This window comes from Shewanella xiamenensis, assembly GCF_024971755.1.
Classification (GTDB): domain Bacteria; phylum Pseudomonadota; class Gammaproteobacteria; order Enterobacterales; family Shewanellaceae; genus Shewanella; species Shewanella xiamenensis.
Map to the genome: position 1 here is coordinate 1,076,400 of NZ_CP079718.1, position 21,389 is coordinate 1,097,788.

Annotated in this window: 18 protein-coding genes and 1 riboswitch; of the genes, 12 read left to right on the forward strand and 6 right to left on the reverse strand. The window is 45.1% G+C overall.

Translation table 11 applies throughout. The features are described 5' to 3' along the window. The first annotated feature begins 501 nt into the window (after positions 1-501). From KXJ80_RS05745 to KXJ80_RS05770, 6 genes are all read left to right on the forward strand, one after another. A complete protein-coding gene (locus tag KXJ80_RS05745) occupies positions 502-1,071 on the forward strand; it encodes a DUF7010 family protein (RefSeq protein WP_037421948.1) in 570 nt (189 codons plus the stop codon). A gap of 949 nt (positions 1,072-2,020) precedes the next feature. Next, entirely contained in the window at positions 2,021-2,407 is a 387-nt protein-coding gene (locus KXJ80_RS05750; protein ID WP_047532948.1) for an Imm41 family immunity protein, read from the forward strand. Positions 2,408-2,497: 90 nt separating this feature from the next. After that, the gene (locus tag KXJ80_RS05755) at positions 2,498-2,836 is read left to right on the forward strand and encodes a MafI2 family immunity protein (protein WP_240292973.1); all 339 of its coding nucleotides are present in this window, start codon (positions 2,498-2,500) and stop codon (positions 2,834-2,836) included. 105 nt (positions 2,837-2,941) lie between these two features. Continuing rightward, on the forward strand, positions 2,942-4,012 hold the full coding sequence (locus KXJ80_RS05760) for a hypothetical protein (RefSeq protein WP_259474575.1): 1,071 nt from the start codon (positions 2,942-2,944) through the stop codon (positions 4,010-4,012). Positions 4,013-4,087: 75 nt separating this feature from the next. Further along, positions 4,088-4,432, forward strand: a complete 345-nt coding sequence (locus KXJ80_RS05765; protein ID WP_047534971.1) for a hypothetical protein — start codon at positions 4,088-4,090, stop codon at positions 4,430-4,432. 618 nt (positions 4,433-5,050) lie between these two features. Then, positions 5,051-5,293, forward strand: coding sequence for a hypothetical protein (locus tag KXJ80_RS05770; RefSeq protein WP_259474576.1), 243 nt, complete (start codon positions 5,051-5,053; stop codon positions 5,291-5,293). A 953-nt stretch (positions 5,294-6,246) separates the two neighbouring features. Here the strand turns inward: KXJ80_RS05770 and KXJ80_RS05775 are convergent. After that, positions 6,247-7,224 carry a class 1 fructose-bisphosphatase gene (locus tag KXJ80_RS05775; protein ID WP_259474577.1) on the reverse strand — a complete coding sequence of 326 codons (978 nt, stop codon included), beginning with the start codon at positions 7,222-7,224 and terminating at the stop codon, positions 6,247-6,249. A gap of 296 nt (positions 7,225-7,520) precedes the next feature. On the opposite strand from KXJ80_RS05775, the gene KXJ80_RS05780 reads away from it, so the two are divergent. Continuing rightward, positions 7,521-9,812, forward strand: a complete 2,292-nt coding sequence (locus KXJ80_RS05780; protein ID WP_259474578.1) for a S9 family peptidase — start codon at positions 7,521-7,523, stop codon at positions 9,810-9,812. A 114-nt stretch (positions 9,813-9,926) separates the two neighbouring features. Here the strand turns inward: KXJ80_RS05780 and KXJ80_RS22415 are convergent, their stop codons facing one another. Further along, on the reverse strand, positions 9,927-10,178 hold the full coding sequence (locus KXJ80_RS22415; RefSeq protein WP_310795090.1) for a hypothetical protein: 252 nt from the start codon (positions 10,176-10,178) through the stop codon (positions 9,927-9,929). Between the two features lie 213 nt (positions 10,179-10,391). After that, positions 10,392-11,108 (reverse strand): two-component system response regulator ArcA, encoded by a 717-nt coding sequence (arcA, locus tag KXJ80_RS05785; protein ID WP_007644695.1) that lies wholly within the window; start codon positions 11,106-11,108, stop codon positions 10,392-10,394. A 582-nt stretch (positions 11,109-11,690) separates the two neighbouring features. Here arcA and KXJ80_RS05790 point away from each other — a divergent pair. From KXJ80_RS05790 to KXJ80_RS05800, 3 genes are all read left to right on the forward strand, one after another. After that, a complete protein-coding gene (locus tag KXJ80_RS05790) occupies positions 11,691-12,125 on the forward strand; it encodes a DUF3293 domain-containing protein (protein WP_037430123.1) in 435 nt (144 codons plus the stop codon). 243 nt (positions 12,126-12,368) lie between these two features. After that, a riboswitch (Lysine riboswitch) is annotated at positions 12,369-12,543 on the forward strand. Positions 12,544-12,686: 143 nt separating this feature from the next. Then, complete coding sequence (gene lysC, locus KXJ80_RS05795; RefSeq protein WP_037421964.1) at positions 12,687-14,042, forward strand: lysine-sensitive aspartokinase 3; 1,356 nt, start codon at positions 12,687-12,689, stop codon at positions 14,040-14,042. A 1-nt stretch (position 14,043) separates the two neighbouring features. Next, positions 14,044-15,159, forward strand: a complete 1,116-nt coding sequence (locus KXJ80_RS05800) for a succinylglutamate desuccinylase/aspartoacylase family protein (RefSeq protein WP_099457463.1) — start codon at positions 14,044-14,046, stop codon at positions 15,157-15,159. A gap of 54 nt (positions 15,160-15,213) precedes the next feature. Here the strand turns inward: KXJ80_RS05800 and KXJ80_RS05805 are convergent, their stop codons facing one another. Then, the gene (locus tag KXJ80_RS05805; RefSeq protein ID WP_099457464.1) at positions 15,214-16,179 is read right to left on the reverse strand and encodes a zinc transporter ZntB; all 966 of its coding nucleotides are present in this window, start codon (positions 16,177-16,179) and stop codon (positions 15,214-15,216) included. A gap of 180 nt (positions 16,180-16,359) precedes the next feature. Here KXJ80_RS05805 and KXJ80_RS05810 point away from each other — a divergent pair, with 180 nt between their 5' ends. Continuing rightward, entirely contained in the window at positions 16,360-16,734 is a 375-nt protein-coding gene (locus KXJ80_RS05810; protein ID WP_037421973.1) for a YacL family protein, read from the forward strand. An 88-nt stretch (positions 16,735-16,822) separates the two neighbouring features. Here the strand turns inward: KXJ80_RS05810 and KXJ80_RS05815 are convergent, their stop codons facing one another. Next, a complete protein-coding gene (locus KXJ80_RS05815) occupies positions 16,823-17,452 on the reverse strand; it encodes a response regulator (protein ID WP_037421976.1) in 630 nt (209 codons plus the stop codon). Continuing rightward, positions 17,445-19,241, reverse strand: a complete 1,797-nt coding sequence (gene narQ / locus KXJ80_RS05820; RefSeq protein ID WP_099457465.1) for a nitrate/nitrite two-component system sensor histidine kinase NarQ — start codon at positions 19,239-19,241, stop codon at positions 17,445-17,447. Before narQ ends, KXJ80_RS05815 begins: the two co-directional genes overlap by 8 nt. A 241-nt stretch (positions 19,242-19,482) precedes the next feature. On the opposite strand from narQ, the gene nrfA reads away from it, so the two are divergent. After that, complete coding sequence (gene nrfA / locus KXJ80_RS05825) at positions 19,483-20,886, forward strand: ammonia-forming nitrite reductase cytochrome c552 subunit (RefSeq protein ID WP_259474579.1); 1,404 nt, start codon at positions 19,483-19,485, stop codon at positions 20,884-20,886. The last annotated feature ends 503 nt before the right edge of the window (positions 20,887-21,389 follow it).

The window sequence follows — 21,389 nt, forward strand, 5'->3', positions numbered from 1 at the left end:
CCCTAAATATGGCATAGCTGATTTGGTTTTTGCGACCTTACGGCCGAGGTAAATCAAAGTCGTGGGGCTTCAACCCACACCCGACCAAAAGGGGAAAAACGCCTGTTCCCCTTTTGGCTTATTTATAAAACATGGCCCGGTGTCCCTAGCGAAGTTACATGCATTGATTAGTGGCTTCGTGCTTATTCGAAAATCACTAACGCTTCCGATGGTACATCCCCTTGATGTTAAACAGAGAGTCCGAAAGCTATCTCGGCCTCCATGCCTCGCTCACGCAACGAACACAAATGCCCTGCGGCAACTCCGAGGGGATGGTGTATTTTGTAACTTCGGTGTTGGCTGTTAATCCCAAAAAAGTTATGCCTGTGAGATTCTTTCTTCTCATTTTCCTAACAAATTTGCCATTGATGACATTTGTCATCCGTAATTGCTGACAACTCACACTGCCGTGATTTAGCGGATGCAGGGATACTTAAGCCATACCAACAAGGAGGCTTAATCATGCAACATCAATCACTGGATCAACAACTTATCGAATACCGCCAAAAACGTGCTTTAGCTATGCCCTTATCAGGCATGATTGTATGGACGCTATTGTTTATCTTGAGTTTTATTCTGCCAGCATCGCAAATGGTGATGGCAACATTTATCGGCACAGGTTCTATTGTCTATCTTGCTATGGGAGTCTCGCGTCTTACTGGTGAAAATATCTCCTTTAAGAAAAGCACTGATCGTAATTGGTTTGAGACAGTGTTTTTGGCTGCCATGGGGATGAGTTTTTTAACCTTTAGCATCAGTATTCCCTTTTTTATGGAAAACTATTTAGCCTTGCCCTTCGCCCTTGCAGTACAAACAGGATTAATGTGGTTGGTTTTCGGCGTGTTAGCGGCGCAAAAGGTGGCGATTGTACATGCGATTGTGCGCACTGTGGCTTGCGTGGCTGCCTTTATGTTGTGGCCTGAGTTGAGTTTTCAGCTTCAACCTTTGATTGTGGTGGTATGTTATGGGTTCTCGATTCCACTCATGGAACGTCGTTGGAAGATTCAGCAAAATCTTTGTGTTGCAAGTTAGTTGGGCGTTTCAGTTTCCACTGACGTGTAGAAGAGCAATACGGCCTTCGGCCGAGGTCGGTTAAAGTCGTGGGTCTTTAACCCATACCTTATGTAGAAGTTTAGTGATTGCGGCCTAACGGCCGAGGTGAATCAAAGTCGTGGGGCTTCACCCCCTGATTTTTTAATAATTTAATAAAGAGTCGACCAAGAGGGGATCAACAGCAATTCCCTCTTGGATCTTTGTTAACAAGAGTCCTTGCCGAACAACGTCCATGTCTAACTGCCAGTTCGCCATCCATGGCTCTCGTTCGTAACGCAGCTATGCAGCACTCACCCTAGCGAAGTTACATGCATTGATTCTCTATTTATAAAACAGGGCTTCATGCTTATTCGAAAATCGCTAACGCTTCCGATGGCTCGCTTTACATCCATGTAAAGCACTCTAGTTCGGCAGTCCCTGCCTCTCGCTCATAAGCGCGAAAATCACCGATTTTCATTCGCCCTTCCCCGAAAGCTACGCAGACGTCCTGTCTGCGTCACGCGCAATCCATTTAATAAAGAGTCTTCAACGCCCCGCGCAACTTCGCAGGGGATGGTGAACTTCTGTTGCCTTGGTGTTAGCTGTTAGTCCTAAAGATTTGTGCCTGTCGTCCCATCTTTCTGGGAAATTTATAAACTAACTTTAAAGCGAGCCTAAAAAGGTATCGGTTTTTGCTTGGGTTTTTATGCAATTAACTGAAATTATTACTCTTTCACTTTGTCTAATACTACTTACCGCGCCAAAATGTTTCTCGGTAAATAAGGTCTCGATTTTCCTGGATGAAAAATGTTGAAAGTCCACTGATACTGATGCTAACTTATTGTCATGATTAATTTATTTACTCGTTTATTCCCATGTCTAACTCTATACGGAGTGGGTTTTATTAGAAGTGCGGGTAATACACTGTTAGGCATTTCAGGAAGAATTGATGCATTCCGAACTTACGAGAAATATTCCGGGCAACACGAGATGGGAAGGCTCTTTTTATGAGCGACTTACCGAGTACGGTGAGTGGGACTCAAAATCTTTTTGGGCACTTCATTTTGATTTGTTGGAAATTGCTAAACATCAGAATACCGATTTACCTGTTGAAAGAGAGCTGGCATATATGCTTTTGTATCTTCAGCAAAGAGTTCTCAATTTGATATCAGCCCACTTCAATAAGAACGATGTATTTGAGATAAGTAATATTAACCCAGAGCAGCTTTATGAATTTAAGGAACGTTTCGAAATGGCTATATTGGGAGCAATTTCAGGCGAAGTTTTATCAGAAACATCATTTGATCTAGTTAATCCATTGGTGAAAAATGCCTAACAAACGCAGTCACAATCGGCCACTGCGTGGCCTGGACCTCAACCGCTGCGCGGGTTTCGGCCTGTGCTGCGAGCGTTATGTGCAAAAAATATGAACGAAGATATTAAGCTATCCGCTCAAAGGGCATTACTCGGCTGTATCACCGGCGGATTGCGTGCTGTATCAATTGAGCTATCTAATCAAGCGATTCGTTGGCGCTGTGTATTTGGTTCTGAAATCGCAAAAGATTCGCAATGGGAAATACTGTCGGAGGCTGCCGCAGAGGTCATAGCAGATTTTCCTGAACCAATGAAAATTGAAGAAGAGTATTTGGTAGTTAAGTTCCGAGATTCTGAGCAAGCCCAACCAAATGAGATACCACATTTACAACATGTTGTATTTTTAAGGCACGAGCGTGAAAGTTATCCTGAGTTGTCGGTCGGCACATAACAAGCCGCTCAAATTCGTTCCGGCCACAAAAAGCGTGGCCTCCACCGGACTCGCTAACGCTCGCCGTTTAGCGGGGCGTTACATGCATCATAAATAGGGAGCCACATGGCAGAACTCTTTAATACGAATCAAAGCAAAACGGTTCTAGCTAAGTTCAAACACAAGGTTGATGGCTTGGCTCCTGCCGACGATTTTGAAAAACAAAGGAATAGCCTGATTCGGTTAGTAATAAGTTCAATGGAAAATAAGCCCGAACAATGGGATGAGCTTTGTCAGATAAACATTCAATGGATTGGTGGCCAATTTATTAATCGTCTGGCTGATGAAGAAAAAGGACTATCCAAAGAAAGGCTGGATGATATTTGTTCGATGTGCTTCCGCTTTCTGTTCGAGCTATACCTTTCCATGAAAAACGATTTGGCTATGGAGTTTGAAGCAGCCAAACGATTTGTTTTTAATAACGTTGATTCATTTGAACACAACGCAAAAGAACAAATCGAATATGCGATTCGTGATATGCCAATTAGTATTTTCAAGGCTATAGCCAATAGCGACGGTATAGATAGCCTGAAAAATTTCAATGTGGTTTCTGCTAAAGCAGAAAAGCTAAGAGATGATTGGGATTCTGAGCTGTCGGAAAGAGAAACTAGGGTTAATTCACTTAAAGAATCCTTGTCAAAATATGAAAATGCGTTCAATTTTGTTGGTTTGTATCAAGGGTTCGATGAGCTTTCTACTGAAAAGAAAGAAGAGCGAGATGGGATATTGTTTTGGCTTCGGGTTTTATCGGTTCTGATAGTATCCCCAATAGTTGCAGAGCTGATCTTTGTTTACATGCACCTAGATAATATTGCTGCTGTTAAGGACGGGCTTTTGGTTTCAATTTTCCCAACAGTGTCCTTGGTTGCAATTTCCATCTACTACTTTCGAGTTCTTTTGTTTAATTATAAGTCAGTGAAATCACAGCTTTTGCAGATAGATCTTAGAAAAACTCTTTGTCGATTTATTCAAAACTACTCAGAGTATTCGAGCGAAATGAAGAAAAAGGATGCAGGGTCTTTAGATAAATTCGAGAGTATCGTATTTTCAGGAATAGTAACTGATGATGGGAGCCTGCCATCAACATTTGACGGCATGGATCAAATAGGAAAATTGATAAAGGCGGCAAAGTCTTGAAGAAAGCATGTAACAAACGCATGTTGTCGGACTGGTTTTCCGCTGCGCTCCAAACCAGCCGCAAAGGCGGGCGTTATGTGGTATTCAGAAATGGCTAAAATTATCAGCGCTGCACTAGGAGCTTTAATGTGCGGTTGCGCAGCTACTAAGCCAACAGAACTTGAATTAAACTTCTCGTATCAGGATAACTACGATTATTTTGGATACATTACAAATTGGGTTAAAAACCTGGATATACCTCCGACTCCCGAAAATACAGACGGAGCAGAGAAGGATTTTTCACTTTGTAAAAATGATACGAAGGAACGCTTAATTGATAACAAAATACCAAGTCGTGAAGTCCAACTGGCGTTCATTGTGGAATGTATGTCTAAAAAGGGCTGGTTCCTTTCTGTCGACACTTATATGGTTACAAGGTAAGCCACATAATGTTCTGGTCTAATCCCATCGGACACTTAATTTTGAGACAGTATGGTCAATAAATTAAGAGGTCTATATGAGTCTGAAGAAATCACATAAGAGTTATCCCTAGGCATTTAAAGATGAAGCTGTCTTTAAAAGTTGTGACAGGCACAGATTTTTAGGGATTAATAGTTTGTACTGTAGCTACAGAAGTTCATCTTCCCCTGCGAAGTTGCCGCGGGGCGTTGATGAAAATCGAGTGACGCAGACAGGACGTCTGCGTAGCTTTCGGGGAAGGGGTAAATGAAAATTGGTGATTTTCGAGCTTATGAGCGAGAGGTAGGGATTGCCGAACTGGAGTGCTTTACATGGATGTAAAGCGGAATCTTCGGAAGCGATAGCAAATTTGGCAATGAGCACAAGGGACTTTCTAAAAATTTGTGCCTGTCCTATCTTTCCCAAAATGCTTCTAGGTTAATAAGGTCTCGATTTTTCTGGATGAAAAATGTTGATAGCACACTGAGGCTGATGCTAACTTATTGGCATGATTGAATTATTTATTCGTATCATTCCAATATCCAACTCTATACAGTTGGGTTTTATTAGAAGTGGGGGGAATACACTGTTATGAGTCTTATGGATAACGAAAAATATAAGAATTATCTAGGTGATCTCGGAACGATTGCAAATGAGTATGCGCGTGAATCTATAAGCGAACATAAGGCTGCAAAAGGAACTAGTGAAGAAGATTATAAAACCGGCTATATGATGGGGTTCCATCGTTTCATTACGTTAATGCAGCAGCAAGCAGAATCATTTGATATACCACTAAAAGAAATCGGCTTGGCTGATATAGATGAAGGTGACTTTTTTAAGTAGTCCCCAACACATAACAAGGCCCAAGCAGCATCGTCCCTATGGGGCTGGACCTCGCTACGCTCGGCCGCTGTTGGCGGCGTTATAGGCACATTATGAATCGAGTCGTCCTTTTACTCTCCAGTATATTTCTCATATTTGGGTGCTCAAATGAGCCTCAAGAATTGACGCCTGAAATGCGAGAGCTAGCTACGGCTACCGTGGTTAAATATCTAAATGGTCACAACCTTCCGAATGAAAATCTAGAAGTTTCAATTTCTCAAAATAGAGATATTGCTGACTTCTCTTTTATGTATAAAGGTGGTGGCCGATGCATAAACTTTATTGTTAAGTGTTATGGTAGTACTTGCACTGAACTCCAGTCCTATCCCTATGATAGACATGGCGAAAAGTGCCCATAACAAGTATGAAAGATCGGACTGGTACAATTCTTTCTGAATTTTAAGCCCATACAGTAGTGACAGGAGTTCACCTTCCCCTGCGAAGTTGCTGAAGGGCGTTGAAGAAAATCGAGTGACGCAGACAGGACGTCTGCGTAGCTTTCGGGGGGAAGGGACGCCCCATCGGAAGCGTTAGCGATTTTCGAATAAGCACGAAGCCAGTATTCAATGCATATAACTTCGCTAGGGGCGGCAAGGGAGATCCAAGAGGGAATTGCTGTTGATCCCCTCTTGGTCGGGTGTGGGGTGAAGCCCCACGATCTTGATTTATCTCGGCCGCTAGGCCGCAATCAATATAGCATTGTGCTAAACAGCACGAATATCAGGCAGAGGGTTGAAGCCCCACGACGTTAAACTTCTCGGCCGTTAGGCCGCAATGACTCCAGCGGTGAAGCCGCATAAAACCCAAATGTCGCATTCCGCGACAATAAAAAAACCACTGCGGTCAGTGGCTTTTATCTGAAAAATCAAAACCTAAGCGATTCGGCTTAGTCTAAATCAGGTTCTTCGCGCTCTTTATTTACGAGAATCCGAACCATGGTAGCTTAGGCAAGCGTCCACTTCATTGGCGCTACCTAGGATAACCGCAACGCGTTGGTGAATTTGCGTTGGTTGAATATCCAAAATGGTTTCATAACCGGTAGAGGCTTTACCGCCAGCTTGCTCGACTAACAAGGCCATTGGGTTGGCTTCGTACATTAAACGCAGCTTGTATGGCTTTTTCGGATCTTTATTGTCGGTTGGGTAAGTAAAAATACCGCCGCGAGAAAGTACGCGGTGTACGTCGCCCACCATGGCGGCAATCCAACGCATGTTAAAGGATTTTTCGCGCGGGCCAATTTTGCCTAGCAGTAAATCGGCGATATAGGTCTGCATTGGCGCTTCCCAAAAACGTTGGTTCGACATGTTAATGGCGAACTCTTGGGTGTCTGGGCTGATGCTCATGGCCGCGTTGGTCAGTAAAAATTCGTTGGTTTCTGGGTGCAGGGTAAAGAGTTGCACGCCTTGGCCTGTGGTGAGGGCGAGCATGGTTGATGGGCCGTAGAGCACATAACCTGCGGCTAACTGATTGCGGCCAGATTGTAGGAAGCTCGCCTCGGTTAACTCACCCTGTGGTGCGGGTAAAACGGAGAAAATTGTGCCAACCAGTGAGTTGATATCGATATTCGATGAACCATCTAGAGGGTCGAAACATACCAGATATTGACCACTGGCGCTGACTTCAACCACATGATCTTCTTCCTCAGAGGCGAGGCCGCGCACTGTGCCGTCGGCTTTTAATGCATCTTTGAGCATATCGTTGGTGATGATATCCAGTTTTTTCTGGGTTTCACCTTGCACGTTTTCCTGTTCGGTCGCGCCTAACACACCGGCTAAGGCACCGTGACGCACGGCATGGCTGATGGCTTTGGAGGTGTCGGCTAAGGTCAAAATCAGTTGCGCGAGGGATTCGTTCACTGCCTTTGAGGTTAAGTGCTGGGCAAGAGTCTGCATGTTAGGTCCTTTAGGGGTTCAACATTGAGGTCAATTTCATTATTTGCCGCGAATAATAACTCAGTTAGTCGACAATTTCAGCGATGTTGCTGTGGGTTTTAATCAATTTAAGCCAAGAGGGTTATCCCTTTGTGCAAGACTGAGTGGGTTATCTTGAAAATTGAGCTAACTTAAGGAGTTTGCCAGCTAATTTGTATCTGTATATTGCCTGCGCTTTTTATTTAGGCTGTGCCTTGGCACAATGGCGGCAGTTTTTCATCGTCCATCAAGGGCGAATATGCTTCCAAGGAATAATAATGACTAAAAATGGGTTAGCTTCTTCCCTGCGCTCGGTGACATTGGGCGCCTCATCCCTATTGATAGCGAGTCAACTGGCCATGGTTTCTAGCGCGATATTTACCCCCGCCTATGCACTTGAGGGCGGCACAACGCCGCTGACTATCGAGCGCATGAATGCGTCTCCTGCCTTGGCGGGTACGAGTCCCCGTGGATTAAAGTTATCCCCCGATGGCCAAAGGGTGACCTATCTTGCGGGACGTAAAGACAACCAGAACTTTTACGATCTCTGGCAAATGGATGTGAAGACGGGGGAATCTAGCCTGTTGCTGAATGCCGATAAGTTGGCGAGCAATGAACTGTCCGATGAAGAAAAGGCCCGCCGCGAGCGCCAACGTATTTATGGCGACGGCATTATGGAATATTTCTGGGCGGACGATAGCAAGGCACTGTTGATCCCCGCCTCGGGTAATCTGTATTACTTCTCCTTAGCGGATAACAGCGTTAGCCAACTGCCGATAGGCGAGGGCTTTGCCACCGATGCGCGCCTATCGCCCAAGGGTAACTTTGTATCCTTCGTGCGGGATCAAAATTTGTATGTGCTCAATTTAGCGACTAAAAAGCTTGAGGCCATGACCACTGACGGTGGCGGCGCGATTAAAAATGCCATGGCGGAATTTGTGGCGCAGGAAGAAATGAGCCGCATGACGGGTTACTGGTGGGCGCCCGATGAGTCGGCCATCGCCTTTACCCGTATCGATGAGTCTGGCGTTGAGTTAGTCACCCGCAATGAAATCTACGCCGATGGCATTAAGCTTACCGAGCAGCGTTATCCGGCGGCGGGCAAAAACAATGTCGAGATCCAACTGGGCGTTGTGACCCTTAATAATAAAGGCATCAATTGGGTCACCTTAAGCGATGATAAAAATAAGGATATTTACCTGCCTCGCGTCGATTGGTTGCCGGATAGCAAGCATTTATCCTTCCAGTGGCAGAGCCGCGATCAACAAAAATTAGACCTGCAACTGGTGGCGCTAGAATCGCTGACCAAGCCGAAAACCTTAGTCAAAGAGCGTAGCGATGCTTGGGTGAATCTTAACAATGACCTGCACTTCTTAAAGCAACAATCGGCCTTTATTTGGGCCTCGGAGCGTGACGGCTTTAATCATCTGTATTTGTTTGACCTAAAAGGTAAGCTGAAGACGCAACTGACTGAGGGCAATTGGGCTGTCGATGAGCTGGAATATATTGATGAAACCGCAGGTTGGGTGTATTTCACTGGCCGTAAAGATACCCCCATCGAAAAGCATCTTTACCGCGTGCCGTTAGCGGGTGGCAAGGTTGAGCGTGTGAGCCGCGAGGCGGGGATGCACGATCCGGTATTTGCCGATAATCAAAGCGTGTATCTCGATTATTTCAATAGTTTATCTCAGCCACCACAGATCAGTTTACACGGTGATAAGGGCCAACATCTGGCGTGGGTGGAGCAAAACCAAGTCAAAGCCGGCCATCCTCTGTATGACTATGCAGGCCTGTGGCAACTGCCTGAGTTTAAAGAGCTAAAAGCGGAAGACGGACAAGTCTTACAAACGCGTCTCTTTAAACCTGTGCCCTTCGATGCGAACAAAAAGTACCCCGTGGTGGTGCGCGTATATGGCGGCCCGCATGCGCAATTAGTGACGAATAGCTGGAGTGAGCAGGATTACTTTACCCAATACTTAGTGCAGCAAGGTTATGTGGTATTTCAACTGGATAACCGTGGCAGTGCCCACAGAGGCACTCAGTTTGAGCAAGTGATTTATCGTCACTTGGGCGAAGCGGAGGTGAACGATCAAAAGGTTGGCGTCGATTATCTGCGCAGCTTGCCCTTTGTCGATAGCAATAATGTGGCGATTTATGGCCACAGCTACGGCGGTTATATGGCCTTGATGAGCCTGTTTAAGGCGCCGGATTACTTTAAGGCGGCGATTTCGGGCGCGCCCGTCACCGATTGGCGCTTGTACGACACTCACTACACCGAGCGTTATCTTGCTCATCCCGCGAATAATGAGCAGGGTTACGAAGCCAGTAGCGTGTTCCCCTATGTGAAAAACTACCAGTCGGGGCTGTTGATGTACCACGGCATGGCCGACGATAACGTGTTGTTTGAAAACAGTACTCGCGTGTATAAGGCGTTGCAGGACGAAGGTAAACTGTTCCAGATGATTGATTATCCTGGGTCTAAGCATTCGATGCGCGGTGAGAAAGTGCGTAATCACTTATACCGCTCGCTGGCGGATTTCCTCGATAGACAGCTTAAAAGCGGCAAATAACTCAGCATTAGGTTGGCATTTATATCAGACTGGTATTTATGTCAGAGTGGCGTTTTTTAAAAGAGTGGGGTAACGTCCTCACTCTTTTTTATTTTGTATGATTCTGAGTTAAGCCTATTTATTTAACAGTACGCTGCTTAGTTTAATCACAACACACTCAATACTTATCTGGCGCTTAATATTCCAGTTCACTGAGTTGTAATTTGGATTTCCAGTTTGCTTTATACCAATCGTATTAAATATCTGTTCATTCAGCGGGAATTCAACGCGCTTTAGACAAGGCGAAGGCTTAAAGGCATAGTGGTGCTCTGTCGAAAGCCTTAAACGCAGTATAAAGCGCGTTGAAACCCGCCCTTTGGGAGCCACACAGACATCCCACTCCGGTGTTGCATTGACTTAAAAGGGAATGACCATTTCTGCGTCAATGCGCCTTGGATTGAAATGCCTGTGAGGCTCTGAACTGATTAGATATTTAATGTGATTGGTATTATTTCGTACAGCTAAAACCTTTTTTGCAGAGATAAAAAAACCAGATCCTAGGATCTGGTTTTTTATGGCGTTCAAACGGTAAGTTGAAGATTAGTCTTCTAAGTTACCGCAGAAACGGTAGCCTTCACCGTGAATGGTAGCGATGATTTCTGGCGTATCTGGCAAGCTTTCGAAGTGCTTACGAATACGACGGATTGTCACGTCAACAGTACGGTCGTGTGGCTTTAACTCACGGCCAGTCATCTTCATCAGTAGATCGGCACGAGTTAAGATTTTGCCTGGGTTTTCAACAAAGTGCAGCATGGCGCGGAATTCGCTACGTGGCAGTTTGTAAGATTCACCCTGTGGGCTGACGAGAGAACGGCTGTTGATCTCTAGGCTCCAATCGTTAAAACGATAGTATTCGACAGAGCTCTTTTCTTCGACTTCATTGCCTGCGCTATTAACACGAGTCAGAAGGTTGCGAGCACGAATCGTCAATTCACGAGGGTTGAACGGCTTGGTAATATAATCGTCCGCGCCAATTTCAAGTCCAAGGATTTTGTCGACTTCGTTGTCACGGCCTGTTAAGAAGATCAGACCGATGTTGTTGATTTCACGTAATTCACGTGCCAACAACAGACCGTTTTTACCTGGTAGGTTAATGTCCATAACCACGAGGTTAATTTTGTTTTCCTGCATAGCCTTATGCATTTCTGCGCCATCATTGGCCTCAGTTACCACATACCCTTCTGCCTCGAAAATACTTCTTAGCGTGTTACGGGTAACGGCTTCATCTTCAACGATCAGAATGTGCGGATTTTGCATATTAAGTACCTAAATTTTAACCAATATTCTAACCATAAGAATCACTTACATCGGATTCTTATATTCATAAAATGTTGATACTTCCACTTACTGCTCTGTGCTTCAAAGGGAAGATCTTCACGGCTACACGTCAGGATGTATATAAGTGAACGTTTAAAGTGTAATACGATAAAACGTAACCAGTATCAACTTCGATAAGCAATAGTTAAAAATAGTTCCTTAACTATTGTTTTTTTTAAAATGTTTAAATGATAAATCAAATGTAGAACACATTTTAAAAGATGTCTGGCCAGCATAAGGTGATTTCGCAGAGGAATCTAACAAACCCTTGTCAAGATTAAGCAAACTTAATGTTATCTGCTTAACTGGCCAATGACGACATTGTACTCGTTTTAGGCATTTGTTAACAAATGAAATGTTAACAAATTTCAGGCTGAGACGCTGATTTACCATGATATTTACTTTAGTCATTGATTAGTATAACTAATGTATTTTTAATTCTTGTGAGCCAGTTCACGCCTCTTTGGATTTTTTAGGCTCTCTGTTAAACTAGCGCGGGTTCATTTTTCGACTAGACTACCAATGGACAACATGACTCAAGATTTGTGGCAGCATTATCAAACGCCGTTGTTTTTGCTTACTCAAGCATTATCCTGTGATTTTTCCTTTGCTGTAATTACCGCCCATAATCCCGCTTCAACCCTCCTAACTCCCAGCCAAAACCGATTACTCGACCGCCAACTTCTACGTGAAATTGAATTATTAGGCAGTCCCTATCGTGCACTGATTGGGGCATCGCCAGATTTATCCCATATGGAGAAGAGCTGGGCCGTGTTTATTGATCGCAGCATGGCCTTGCAGTTGGGAAAAAAGTTTAATCAATACGCTATCTACATGGTGGAACAGGGCGAGGTGAGTTTAGTGCCTTGTACTTTAGCCGGGCAAACAGAGGTGTGTTTAGGTCGATTTAACGACTATGTGCGTTTGGTTTATGAGCTACCGGACTTGGTCACCTAACCGCGATTGACGCTTTTAATCGCTCCTCTGACTAAGCTTTGCTGATCTCACGGCAAGGCTAGTTTGTTTTTCTTCTTTGCTAGATCTGATTGATTTTTCCCTATTCTCATTTGGCATGAGTCGCAAACGTTTTAAATTCCCATTGTTTTTAAATGCGTTTATTGAATTTGTATATAGTGTGTGAAATTAGCATTGACTTCATTAGGGGTTTATTGCTACTTTTTTCGTCCCTTTCCGGCGGAAAGGAACAGAAGAGGAGCGTTAACTAGGTAGTCAGTCAGAGGAGCACAAACTCCAGCGATGATTGATGAGGGAGATTAACGCCGAGGCATAGATATGGTTGCTGCATGTTTATGTCGGTCGCTTAGGCTGAATCCTAACGATTGTCACCTGTAATTGGTGGAGAGCTTCTGGTGACGATTGCTGTTTCCCTTCTATTGGGGTGCGTATCATTGAGCACCAGGCTCTTCGAACGAAGTTAGTTCGGAGCGTAATCATGTTAGTTAATCAATATCTTATCCTAGTTTGTGCCGTGTCTTCTGCTTCTGCGGAGGTGCGCTAATGTCTCTTGTTGTCGCAAAATTTGGTGGTACTTCAGTCGCCGATTACGGTGCAATGAATCGCTGCGCCGATATCGTACTGGGCAATCCCGATTGCCGTTTAGTGGTGGTTAGCGCCTCCAGTGGCGTGACGAACCTGTTGGTTGAACTGACCCAAGAGTCAATAAACGACGATGGTCGCTTACAACGATTAAAGCAAATTGCGCAGATTCAATACGCTATCTTAGATAAACTCGGTCGCCCTAACGATGTTGCTGCCGCATTAGATAAGCTGTTAAGCCGTATGGCGGTATTAAGCGAAGCGCTGGCGTCCCAGCGCAGTAAGGCCACCATGGATGAGTTATTGTCCCTTGGCGAGCAGTGTTCGTCGGCATTATTTGCGGCGGTATTGCGCGAAAAAGGCGCCAACTCAAGTGCCTTCGATGTGCGCCGTGTGTTGCGCACCGACAGCCATTTTGGCCGCGCCGAGCCACAGGTTGAGCAAATTGCTTTGCTATCGAGTGAGCATTTACTGCCGCTGTTATCTGAGCAAGTGATTGTGACTCAAGGTTTTATTGGCTCAGATGAAGCGGGGCAAACCACAACTCTCGGCCGTGGCGGTAGCGACTATTCTGCGGCACTGTTAGCCGAAGCGTTAAAAGCCTCAGCGGTTGAGATTTGGACCGATGTGGCCGGGATTTATACGACCGATCCGCGCCTCGCGCCAAACGCCCATCCGATTGCCGAAATCAGCTTTAACGAAGCCGCCGAAATGGCAACCTTTGGCGCTAAAGTATTACATCCTGCGACGATTCTTCCGGCCGTGCGCCAACAAATTCAAGTGTTTGTCGGTTCAAGCAAGGAGCCTGAAAAGGGTGGCACTTGGATCCGCCATCAGGTTGAAGATGCACCCGTGTTCCGTGCGGTGGCGCTGCGCCGCGACCAGACGCTACTCAATCTGCACAGCCTACAAATGCTGCATGCACAGGGCTTCTTGGCTGAAACCTTTGCCACATTGGCAAGACACAAGATCAGTGTGGATTTGATTACCACCTCCGAAGTTAACGTATCGCTCACTCTAGATAAAACCGGATCCGATTCAAGCGGACAAGGTTTATTAAGTGAAGCGTTACTGCAAGAATTATCGCAACATTGCCGCGTGCGCGTGGAGGATGGTTTAGCATTGGTGGCGATTATCGGTAATCGCATCGCTACGACTGCGGGTATTTGTCGCCGCGTGTTTGAAGTGCTCGAACCCCACAATGTGCGCATGATCTGCCAAGGTGCCAGCCCGCATAACTTGTGTGTGTTAGTGGCCGAATCCGAAGCGGCACAAGTGGTTAAAGCGTTGCACGAAAATTTGTTTGAAGGCGTTTAGTATGTTGCCGACGACATCGTCTCTGCAAATTGGGGAGCTTGCCGCAGGGCAGGCTCTGACGCTGCCGATTTATCACTTCAAGCCAAGTGGTCACGTATCTGGCCCTAAAGTGTATATTCAGGCTAATGTCCATGGCGCTGAGGTACAAGGCAATGCGGTGATTTATCAATTGATGAAACAGTTGGAAAATTGCCACATCTTAGGTGAGATTACCTTAGTGCCCTTGGCTAATCCGCTGGGGATTAATCAAAAAAGCGGTGAGTTTACATTGGGGCGTTTTGACCCTATCACTGGCGTAAACTGGAATCGTGAGTACTTAAATCACGCGATAGATTTACCCGCTTGGTACAGCGAGCATGCCGAGCTTAGCGATAGCGAACTTATTCAAGCATATCGCAGCACCTTGATTGAAGCTTGCCAGCAGCGGTTACGTAACGATTGGGGCGTGACCACGGGCCACAGATTGGCGGTTAGCTTACAGGCTATGGCCCATGCAGCGGATATAGTGCTCGATCTGCATACTGGGCCTAAATCCTGTAAACATTTGTATTGCCCTGAATATGATATTGCAGCGGCGCAGTTTTTCACGATTCCTTACACACTGGTGATCCCCAATAGTTTTGGTGGCGCAATGGATGAGGCGGCATTTTGTCCTTGGTGGCAATTGAGTGAAGTGGCGAAAGCGCAGGGGCGGGATCTCAATATCGCCGTTTCAGCTTTTACCTTGGAACTGGCGAGCCAAGAACGCATTTGCCTTGAGGATGCTTTAGTCGATGCCAAAGGTATTTTGGCCTATTTAAGCCATCGAGGGGTGATTGCCGAGCAATTGGAACCCGTTAAGATGCCGCGTTTTGGCTGTTATCTTAAGGATTACAAAAAGTACCATGCGCCTATGGCGGGCTTGGTGGAATATGTGGCGCCCGTGGGAGAGCCGCTTGCGGCGGGTGAGACCTTAGTCAATCTGCTGCGACTCGACTTATATGGCAGTGCGCAGGAGCTGACGGCACTCAGTTTGCCGCAGGATTGTGTGCCTATACTCCATTTTGCTTCGGCGTCGGTGCATCAAGGCACAGAGCTCTATAAAGTCATGACCAATCTGTTTGAATTGCCGCATTAACGGCAATGGGCAAAATAAAACGCCAATCTCGAGATTGGCGTTTTTTATTAAATTCTACAACCACTTAAAGCGATAGAAGAGCGCCATTTGCAGGGCAACCAGCGATATTAAAATGCCGCAGAAGGTCGCAAAAGCCCATGCGTTATCCGCACCGGGAATACCGCCGATATTGACCCCAAGCAAACCGGTTAAAAAGCCCAGCGGTAAGAAAATTGCCGAGACTAAGGATAAGAAATACAAGCGCTTGTTTAGCTGCTCCGATTGCTGGCTGAGTAACTCTTCCTGGGTCACATTGGCCCTATCACGCAGTGCATCTAAGTCTTCAATGGTGCGAATAAGTTTATCCGTGGTTTCGCGCATCTTAAGTTTTTCGGGTTCATTAAACAGCACAAATTGATCCGATAGCATCTTTGCGAAGGCTTCTTTCTGTGGGCCTAAATAGCGGCGCAAGGCTACGGTTTGTCGGCGTAGTTCGGCAATATCAGTACGTAAATCTTTAACATTGCCAGAAACAACTTGTTCTTCTAATTCTGAAAGTTGCTCCTCTAGCGTATCGATAAAATCGACTTTACGTGTAGTCAGTTTTTCACAAATGGCGAGGAGAAAATCTCCTGTGGTGGTGGGGCCTGTGCCTTCCATGATCAGTTCAGCCACATCTTTAACCGATTGCAACTCGCGATCACAGGTGGAGATAATGCGCTGTCTATCGGCGTAAATTCGCACGGCGACCATATCTTCAGGTGCTGAGTTTGGATTTAAGTTAATACCGCGCAGTGCCAGTAATACGCCTTCCCCTGCCAATACAGCTCGAGGGCGAGTATCTTGGGCAAGCAGGGCATCGGTTTCGACTTTATTAAGACCGCTGTTTAACACCCAATGGCGAGCCTTTTTGTGGCGATAACGTAGGTGTACCCAAATCAACCCGTCCTTAGGGTCCCAATTTTCAAGTTGTTCTGGGCTTAAGGTTGAGCCAGCTCGTGCGCCGCTAAGCACTATGCTATAGATAAATCCTTCGTGCATGTCACATTCCATCTCATGCTAAATCATCGGGTAAAGCTAACTGATTTTACAGTGGAAATGAAGCCTAGCGTCGTTTCCTCTCACAATAACCTCGGCGCTAGATGAGTAAATTGCTGGCCAAGCAACTTATGATGAAATAGATTAAAATTAGCCTTAGTTGTAATGTATTGAGAAGATAAAATGGAATATGAATTTCGGCGTAACAGTTTGACTGGCACGTATTTAGCCAGCTTTAGCATGGACCATGAGGTACTGGGCCAATGGTTTTCAGAAGAGTTGGGGCCTGAGTTAGCCAAAATTCAGCAAGTGCTCGATATTATCAAAGAAATTCAAACAGGTAAGCGAGTTTCTTGGCGTTTTATCGGCAAAGATATTACCTTAGATCTGGATGAGGAGCAGGCACGAATTTACGCTAATGCTTTAGGATTTGAGCAGGATTATGAACTCGAAGAGGCGATGTCCCTCTATGATGCTGAATCTGAGGCTTACTGTGGGCTAGAAGATTTAGAAGAAGCGCTACTTAGTTGGTATGAATTTGTGCAAAAAGGGCTATAACCGCTCGCTGTGAATATCAACAAATAATAAAGGCAATCTATTGATTGCCTTTATTATTTAATGGAGTAAGTCTATCACTTATCCAATATCAATTGTTCAAATATCTTACCGCCATTTCGGTTCTCGACTTGGCATTAGCTTTACGCAACAGGTTTTTGACATGCACTTTCACAGTGCCTTCACTGATGTGTAAATGCTCTGAAATCATACGATTACTTAATCCTTCCGCCAGTTGTTGCAGGATCTGTAGCTCCCTTGGGGTGAGGCTTGAAATCCATTCTTGTTCATCGGCGGCATTTTTGAGTTCATAGAGATATTCTTCAACTTCTTCGCTGATCACTCTGTGGCCTGACATGGCATTTTTGAGTTTATCGAGCAGCAAATCTGGCTCGGTATCTTTGAGTAAGTAACCGTCAGCTCCCGCACGTAATAGGCGAATAACATCTTGTTTTGCATCTGAAACGGTTAAGATCACGATTCGTGAAGTCACGCCTTCTTGGCGCATGGCATTGAGGGTATCGAGGCCAGTCATTCCCTTCATATTGAGATCGAGCAAGACGATGTCAGGTTCATCAGTTACTACGGCGCTTAAAGCATCTAAACCGCTACCCACTTCACCGAAGAGGTTAAAGTCTGGATCTGAGGCGATCAATTGGCAGATACCTTTACGTAAGAGAGGGTGATCATCGACCACCAGAACAGAATAAGGTTTACCCATGTGTAGGCTCCTGTTGAGAAGGGAAGATTAAAGTGACTTTGGTGCCCTGTGATAAATTGGATGTGCTATGGGGTTCAAGGGGCGAGTCTGGATTTTCTGGCTCTAGCTGTCCAGTGATTCCTTTGCGACTAGTTTGCGGATCATTGCTGCTAAATACAACCGTGCCGCCTAATTTGCTGGCACGTTCATGCATGATGCCTATGCCGAAGTGCTGATCCCGTTCTTTAATATGGCCAATGCCTACACCATCATCACTTACACTGATATTAACCATACCATGCTCATCTTTATAACAGCGAATATTGATATGGCTAGCACGGGCATGTTTGATAGCGTTGAGCGTTGCTTCTCGGGTGATCTGCAAAATATGGATATGTTGTTTCGCCTCTAACCATTGAGGTGAAAGCTTATAATCGAGGTGGATCTTGATATCGGTTTTTGCTCTGAGCTGCTCAAGCATTGCTTCCATCGCATTCTTCAGATTGGGTTCCTTAATGGTTAATCTGAAGGTGGATAGTAACTCTCGGAGTTGTACATAGGCTGTACTAACCCCTTCGTTGATCTCTGTGAGTTGTCCCTCAATGGTAGGACTGCGGCAGCTAAGATCTAAATTTTTGCGCAGCAAGCTAATTTGGATTTTTAGGAAAGAAAGCACTTGCCCGAGTGAATCATGTAATTCCCTTGCGATAACACCACGTTCTTCCATTAGGGCTAACTGTTGTCTTTGTTCGGTAGCGTTATGAATAACGATGGAGCGAGTAAGCATAATGGCAAAGTTTTTAAACAACGGAGTATTAATATCTTGGGTTGAGATAAGCTCTAAATAACCTAAATCAGCCTGCTCAAATTGTAGCGGAAAGCGGATGTTGTTGTGAGCGCCTTCTGGCCAGCCACCATCGGCCTCTACGACTTCGAGCTCCTGCTCAGGGTATTGGATAATCAGCCTCAAATACTCGATCGACTCATAATCTTTTAGCTGATTTAATGCTGCTTTGAGGGCCTTATAGTCCAGCTTATTGGCATTAAGTGTTAACAGAGTGTCGTATAAAAAGGCCAGTTCATTATTCGCCCGTGTCAGTGCTAAGGTTTTTTCGGCCACTTGTGACTCTAAGTTACCGTAGAGTGTGGCTAGCTCTCGCGCGGTTTTTTGCAGTGCATCGGTCAGAGCCGTGAGTTCAATATATTCGGTTTCGGGCATTTCGATCTCAAAGTTACCCTTAGAAATCGTATTGGCGGACTCCATCAATTGTTGCAAGGGTACAACGACTTTGCGTTTAGTAAAGCGCACCGCTAAAAAGGCGATAACCAGCATCAGCCCAAGCCCAAAAATTTGGCTCGCCGCGAGAAGGCGCAACTTAAAAGCGGCATGATGCTCCATCTCCAATACCAATAAATCAATAGTATCGACAAAGTCCTTGAGTGAGGCGGCGTAGTCGCGGGAGTTTTCCTGCTCAATGTAGTACTTCATCACCAGCCATTTATCGATAACGAGTTGATACTGTTCGGCGATCTTTTTCGGGCTAAGCCAACCCGTGGAGGGTTGCAATGCCTCGGAATGCAAGGTATTTTCAAACTCGGTAATTTTCTCTTGGGCGGCGTCACTGCCGGAATTGGCATAAAACATCAGCCGGTAACTTTGCATCCGCAGTGAACCCGAGGCGTTGATGGCCTTTGCATCGCCTAAACTGTAAGACAAATTGATGATTGCGAAGATGGCTAGGCTGCTGGAAAGTAAAATCAGTACTAACATTAAACCCAAAATTTTTGAGGTAAGGCTGCCTCGTTTCATATGTCCATTACCTAATATATGGCCGTTGATTTAATAGCACTTTAGTCGTGTTTTACATTAGAAAATAATGTACTACATTAACAAAAACATAAAAGTGTGAACAACAACACTATTACATTTTGATCTAGCGCAAACTTCGCTCCAGATACCTCCTAAGGGGTATGTCTTTGGAGGGGTTAAGCCACTAACTTTGGCGCTGGAGATGTCGTGATTTATTAAAATAATGCAACACGGAGATGAGATGATGAAGAAGATGACAGGTAAGTCCTTTGCACTGAGTGCATTGGTTGCCGCGAGCTTCATGGCGGCGAGTGCGATGGCGAGTGATAAAACTGAGCCTCGCAATGAAGTTTATAAAGATAAATTTAAAAATCAATATAATAGCTGGCATGACACTGCAAAGAGTGAAGAGCTAGTTGATGCGTTAGCACAGGATCCTAATATGGTTATTCTGTGGGCGGGTTATGGTTTTGCTAAAGATTACAACGCACCTCGCGGCCATATGTATGCCGTGACTGATGTGCGTAATACTCTGCGTACAGGCGCTCCAGCCAATGCGGAAGATGGTCCAATGCCAATGGCCTGTTGGAGCTGTAAGAGCCCAGACGTACCTCGCTTAATCGAAGAGCAAGGTGAAGACGGGTACTTCAAAGGTAAATGGGCCAAAGGTGGTCCAGAAGTGACCAATACTATTGGCTGTGGCGATTGCCATGAAAAAGGCTCACCAAAATTACGTATTTCTCGTCCTTATGTTGATCGTGCTATGGAGGCTATTGGCACTCCATTTGATAAAGCATCCAAGAAAGACAAGCAATCAATGGTTTGCGCTCAGTGTCACGTTGAATACTATTTCGAGAAGAAAGAAGACAGAAAGAACTTCGTAAAATTCCCTTGGGATATGGGCGTAACCGTTGAGCAAATGGAAGTTTACTATGATGGTATTGAGTTCTCTGATTGGACTCATGCACTGTCTAAAACGCCAATGTTAAAAGCACAACACCCAGGTTATGAAACTTGGAAGATGGGTATTCATGGTAAAAATAATGTCAGTTGCGTTGACTGCCATATGCCTAAAGTGACTAGCCCAGAAGGTAAGAAGTTCACTGACCATAAAGTCGGTAACCCATTCGATCGTTTCGAAGAAACCTGTGCAACTTGCCATAGCCAAACGAAAGAATTCTTAGTGGGTGTCACTAATGAGCGCAAAGCTAAAGTTAAAGAAATGAAACTTAAAGCGGAAGAACAATTAGTGAAGGCGCACTTCGAAGCCGCTAAAGCATGGGAATTAGGGGCTACTGAAGCCGAGATGAAGCCAATCCTAACGGATATCCGCCACGCTCAATGGCGCTGGGACTTCGCCATTGCTTCGCACGGTGTTGCGGCTCACGCTCCTGAAGAAGCGCTACGAGTGTTGGGTACGTCAGTTAATAAAGCGGCCGATGCTCGAGTTAAGTTGGCACAATTGTTAGCGAAAAAAGGTTTAACAGATCCAGTTGCTATCCCAGATATCTCTACCAAAGCGAAAGCTCAAGCTGCACTAGGTATGGATATGGACAAGATGAATGCAGAGAAAGAAGCATTCAAGAAAGACACATTACCTAAGTGGGATGCTGAAGCGAAAAAACGCGAAGCAACTTACAAGTAATTATTGTTGAATATGAGCTAACCTCTCATAGTAAAGCCCCCGCAATCGAGGTTGCGGGGGCTTTTTATTAGCGATTTTGCTCAGCCATTATTTCTTATGGGGGCTCAGATTGTTAATCTCATTTCGTTATCTTTAACGGCCCTGTTGGACGTTGAATGCAGCTTGCTCTAACGGTTTTTCTATCACTATCTCGCAGTAAAGCCCGTGACCTAACTATTCGTTGTCCTTAGGTTTGTTGCCAGTTTTCCAGCAATGTTGGTGACGCCCTGATTTACTCCTATCGATTGTTGTATCTGTAAATAACCGACTTTTTGAGACAGTTGGAGTACGAAGTTTTAGGGCATGGGAGGCTCATCCATTAAGCACATGGTTATTGATTCACTATAATCATTTTATCCCTTAGCTATTTTTAATCAGCGTTCAACCTGTGGAGTTGTAAGGTTTTTGTTATTTTTTCGGTAAAATGTCTTAAGCTTTTGATAAGAATTTCTCCTTATCCTCGA

Coding starts and splice junctions, on each gene's coding strand:
- KXJ80_RS05745 (WP_037421948.1), top strand. CDS start 502: ATGCAACATCAATCACTGGATCAACAACTTATCGAATACCGCCAAAAA.
- KXJ80_RS05750 (WP_047532948.1), top strand. CDS start 2,021: ATGCATTCCGAACTTACGAGAAATATTCCGGGCAACACGAGATGGGAA.
- KXJ80_RS05755 (WP_240292973.1), top strand. CDS start 2,498: ATGAACGAAGATATTAAGCTATCCGCTCAAAGGGCATTACTCGGCTGT.
- KXJ80_RS05760 (WP_259474575.1), top strand. CDS start 2,942: ATGGCAGAACTCTTTAATACGAATCAAAGCAAAACGGTTCTAGCTAAG.
- KXJ80_RS05765 (WP_047534971.1), top strand. CDS start 4,088: ATGTGGTATTCAGAAATGGCTAAAATTATCAGCGCTGCACTAGGAGCT.
- KXJ80_RS05770 (WP_259474576.1), top strand. CDS start 5,051: ATGGATAACGAAAAATATAAGAATTATCTAGGTGATCTCGGAACGATT.
- KXJ80_RS05775 (WP_259474577.1), bottom strand. CDS start 7,224: ATGCAGACTCTTGCCCAGCACTTAACCTCAAAGGCAGTGAACGAATCC.
- KXJ80_RS05780 (WP_259474578.1), top strand. CDS start 7,521: ATGACTAAAAATGGGTTAGCTTCTTCCCTGCGCTCGGTGACATTGGGC.
- arcA (WP_007644695.1), bottom strand. CDS start 11,108: ATGCAAAATCCGCACATTCTGATCGTTGAAGATGAAGCCGTTACCCGT.
- KXJ80_RS05790 (WP_037430123.1), top strand. CDS start 11,691: ATGGACAACATGACTCAAGATTTGTGGCAGCATTATCAAACGCCGTTG.
- lysC (WP_037421964.1), top strand. CDS start 12,687: ATGTCTCTTGTTGTCGCAAAATTTGGTGGTACTTCAGTCGCCGATTAC.
- KXJ80_RS05800 (WP_099457463.1), top strand. CDS start 14,044: ATGTTGCCGACGACATCGTCTCTGCAAATTGGGGAGCTTGCCGCAGGG.
- KXJ80_RS05805 (WP_099457464.1), bottom strand. CDS start 16,179: ATGCACGAAGGATTTATCTATAGCATAGTGCTTAGCGGCGCACGAGCT.
- KXJ80_RS05810 (WP_037421973.1), top strand. CDS start 16,360: ATGGAATATGAATTTCGGCGTAACAGTTTGACTGGCACGTATTTAGCC.
- KXJ80_RS05815 (WP_037421976.1), bottom strand. CDS start 17,452: ATGGGTAAACCTTATTCTGTTCTGGTGGTCGATGATCACCCTCTCTTA.
- narQ (WP_099457465.1), bottom strand. CDS start 19,241: ATGAAACGAGGCAGCCTTACCTCAAAAATTTTGGGTTTAATGTTAGTA.
- nrfA (WP_259474579.1), top strand. CDS start 19,483: ATGATGAAGAAGATGACAGGTAAGTCCTTTGCACTGAGTGCATTGGTT.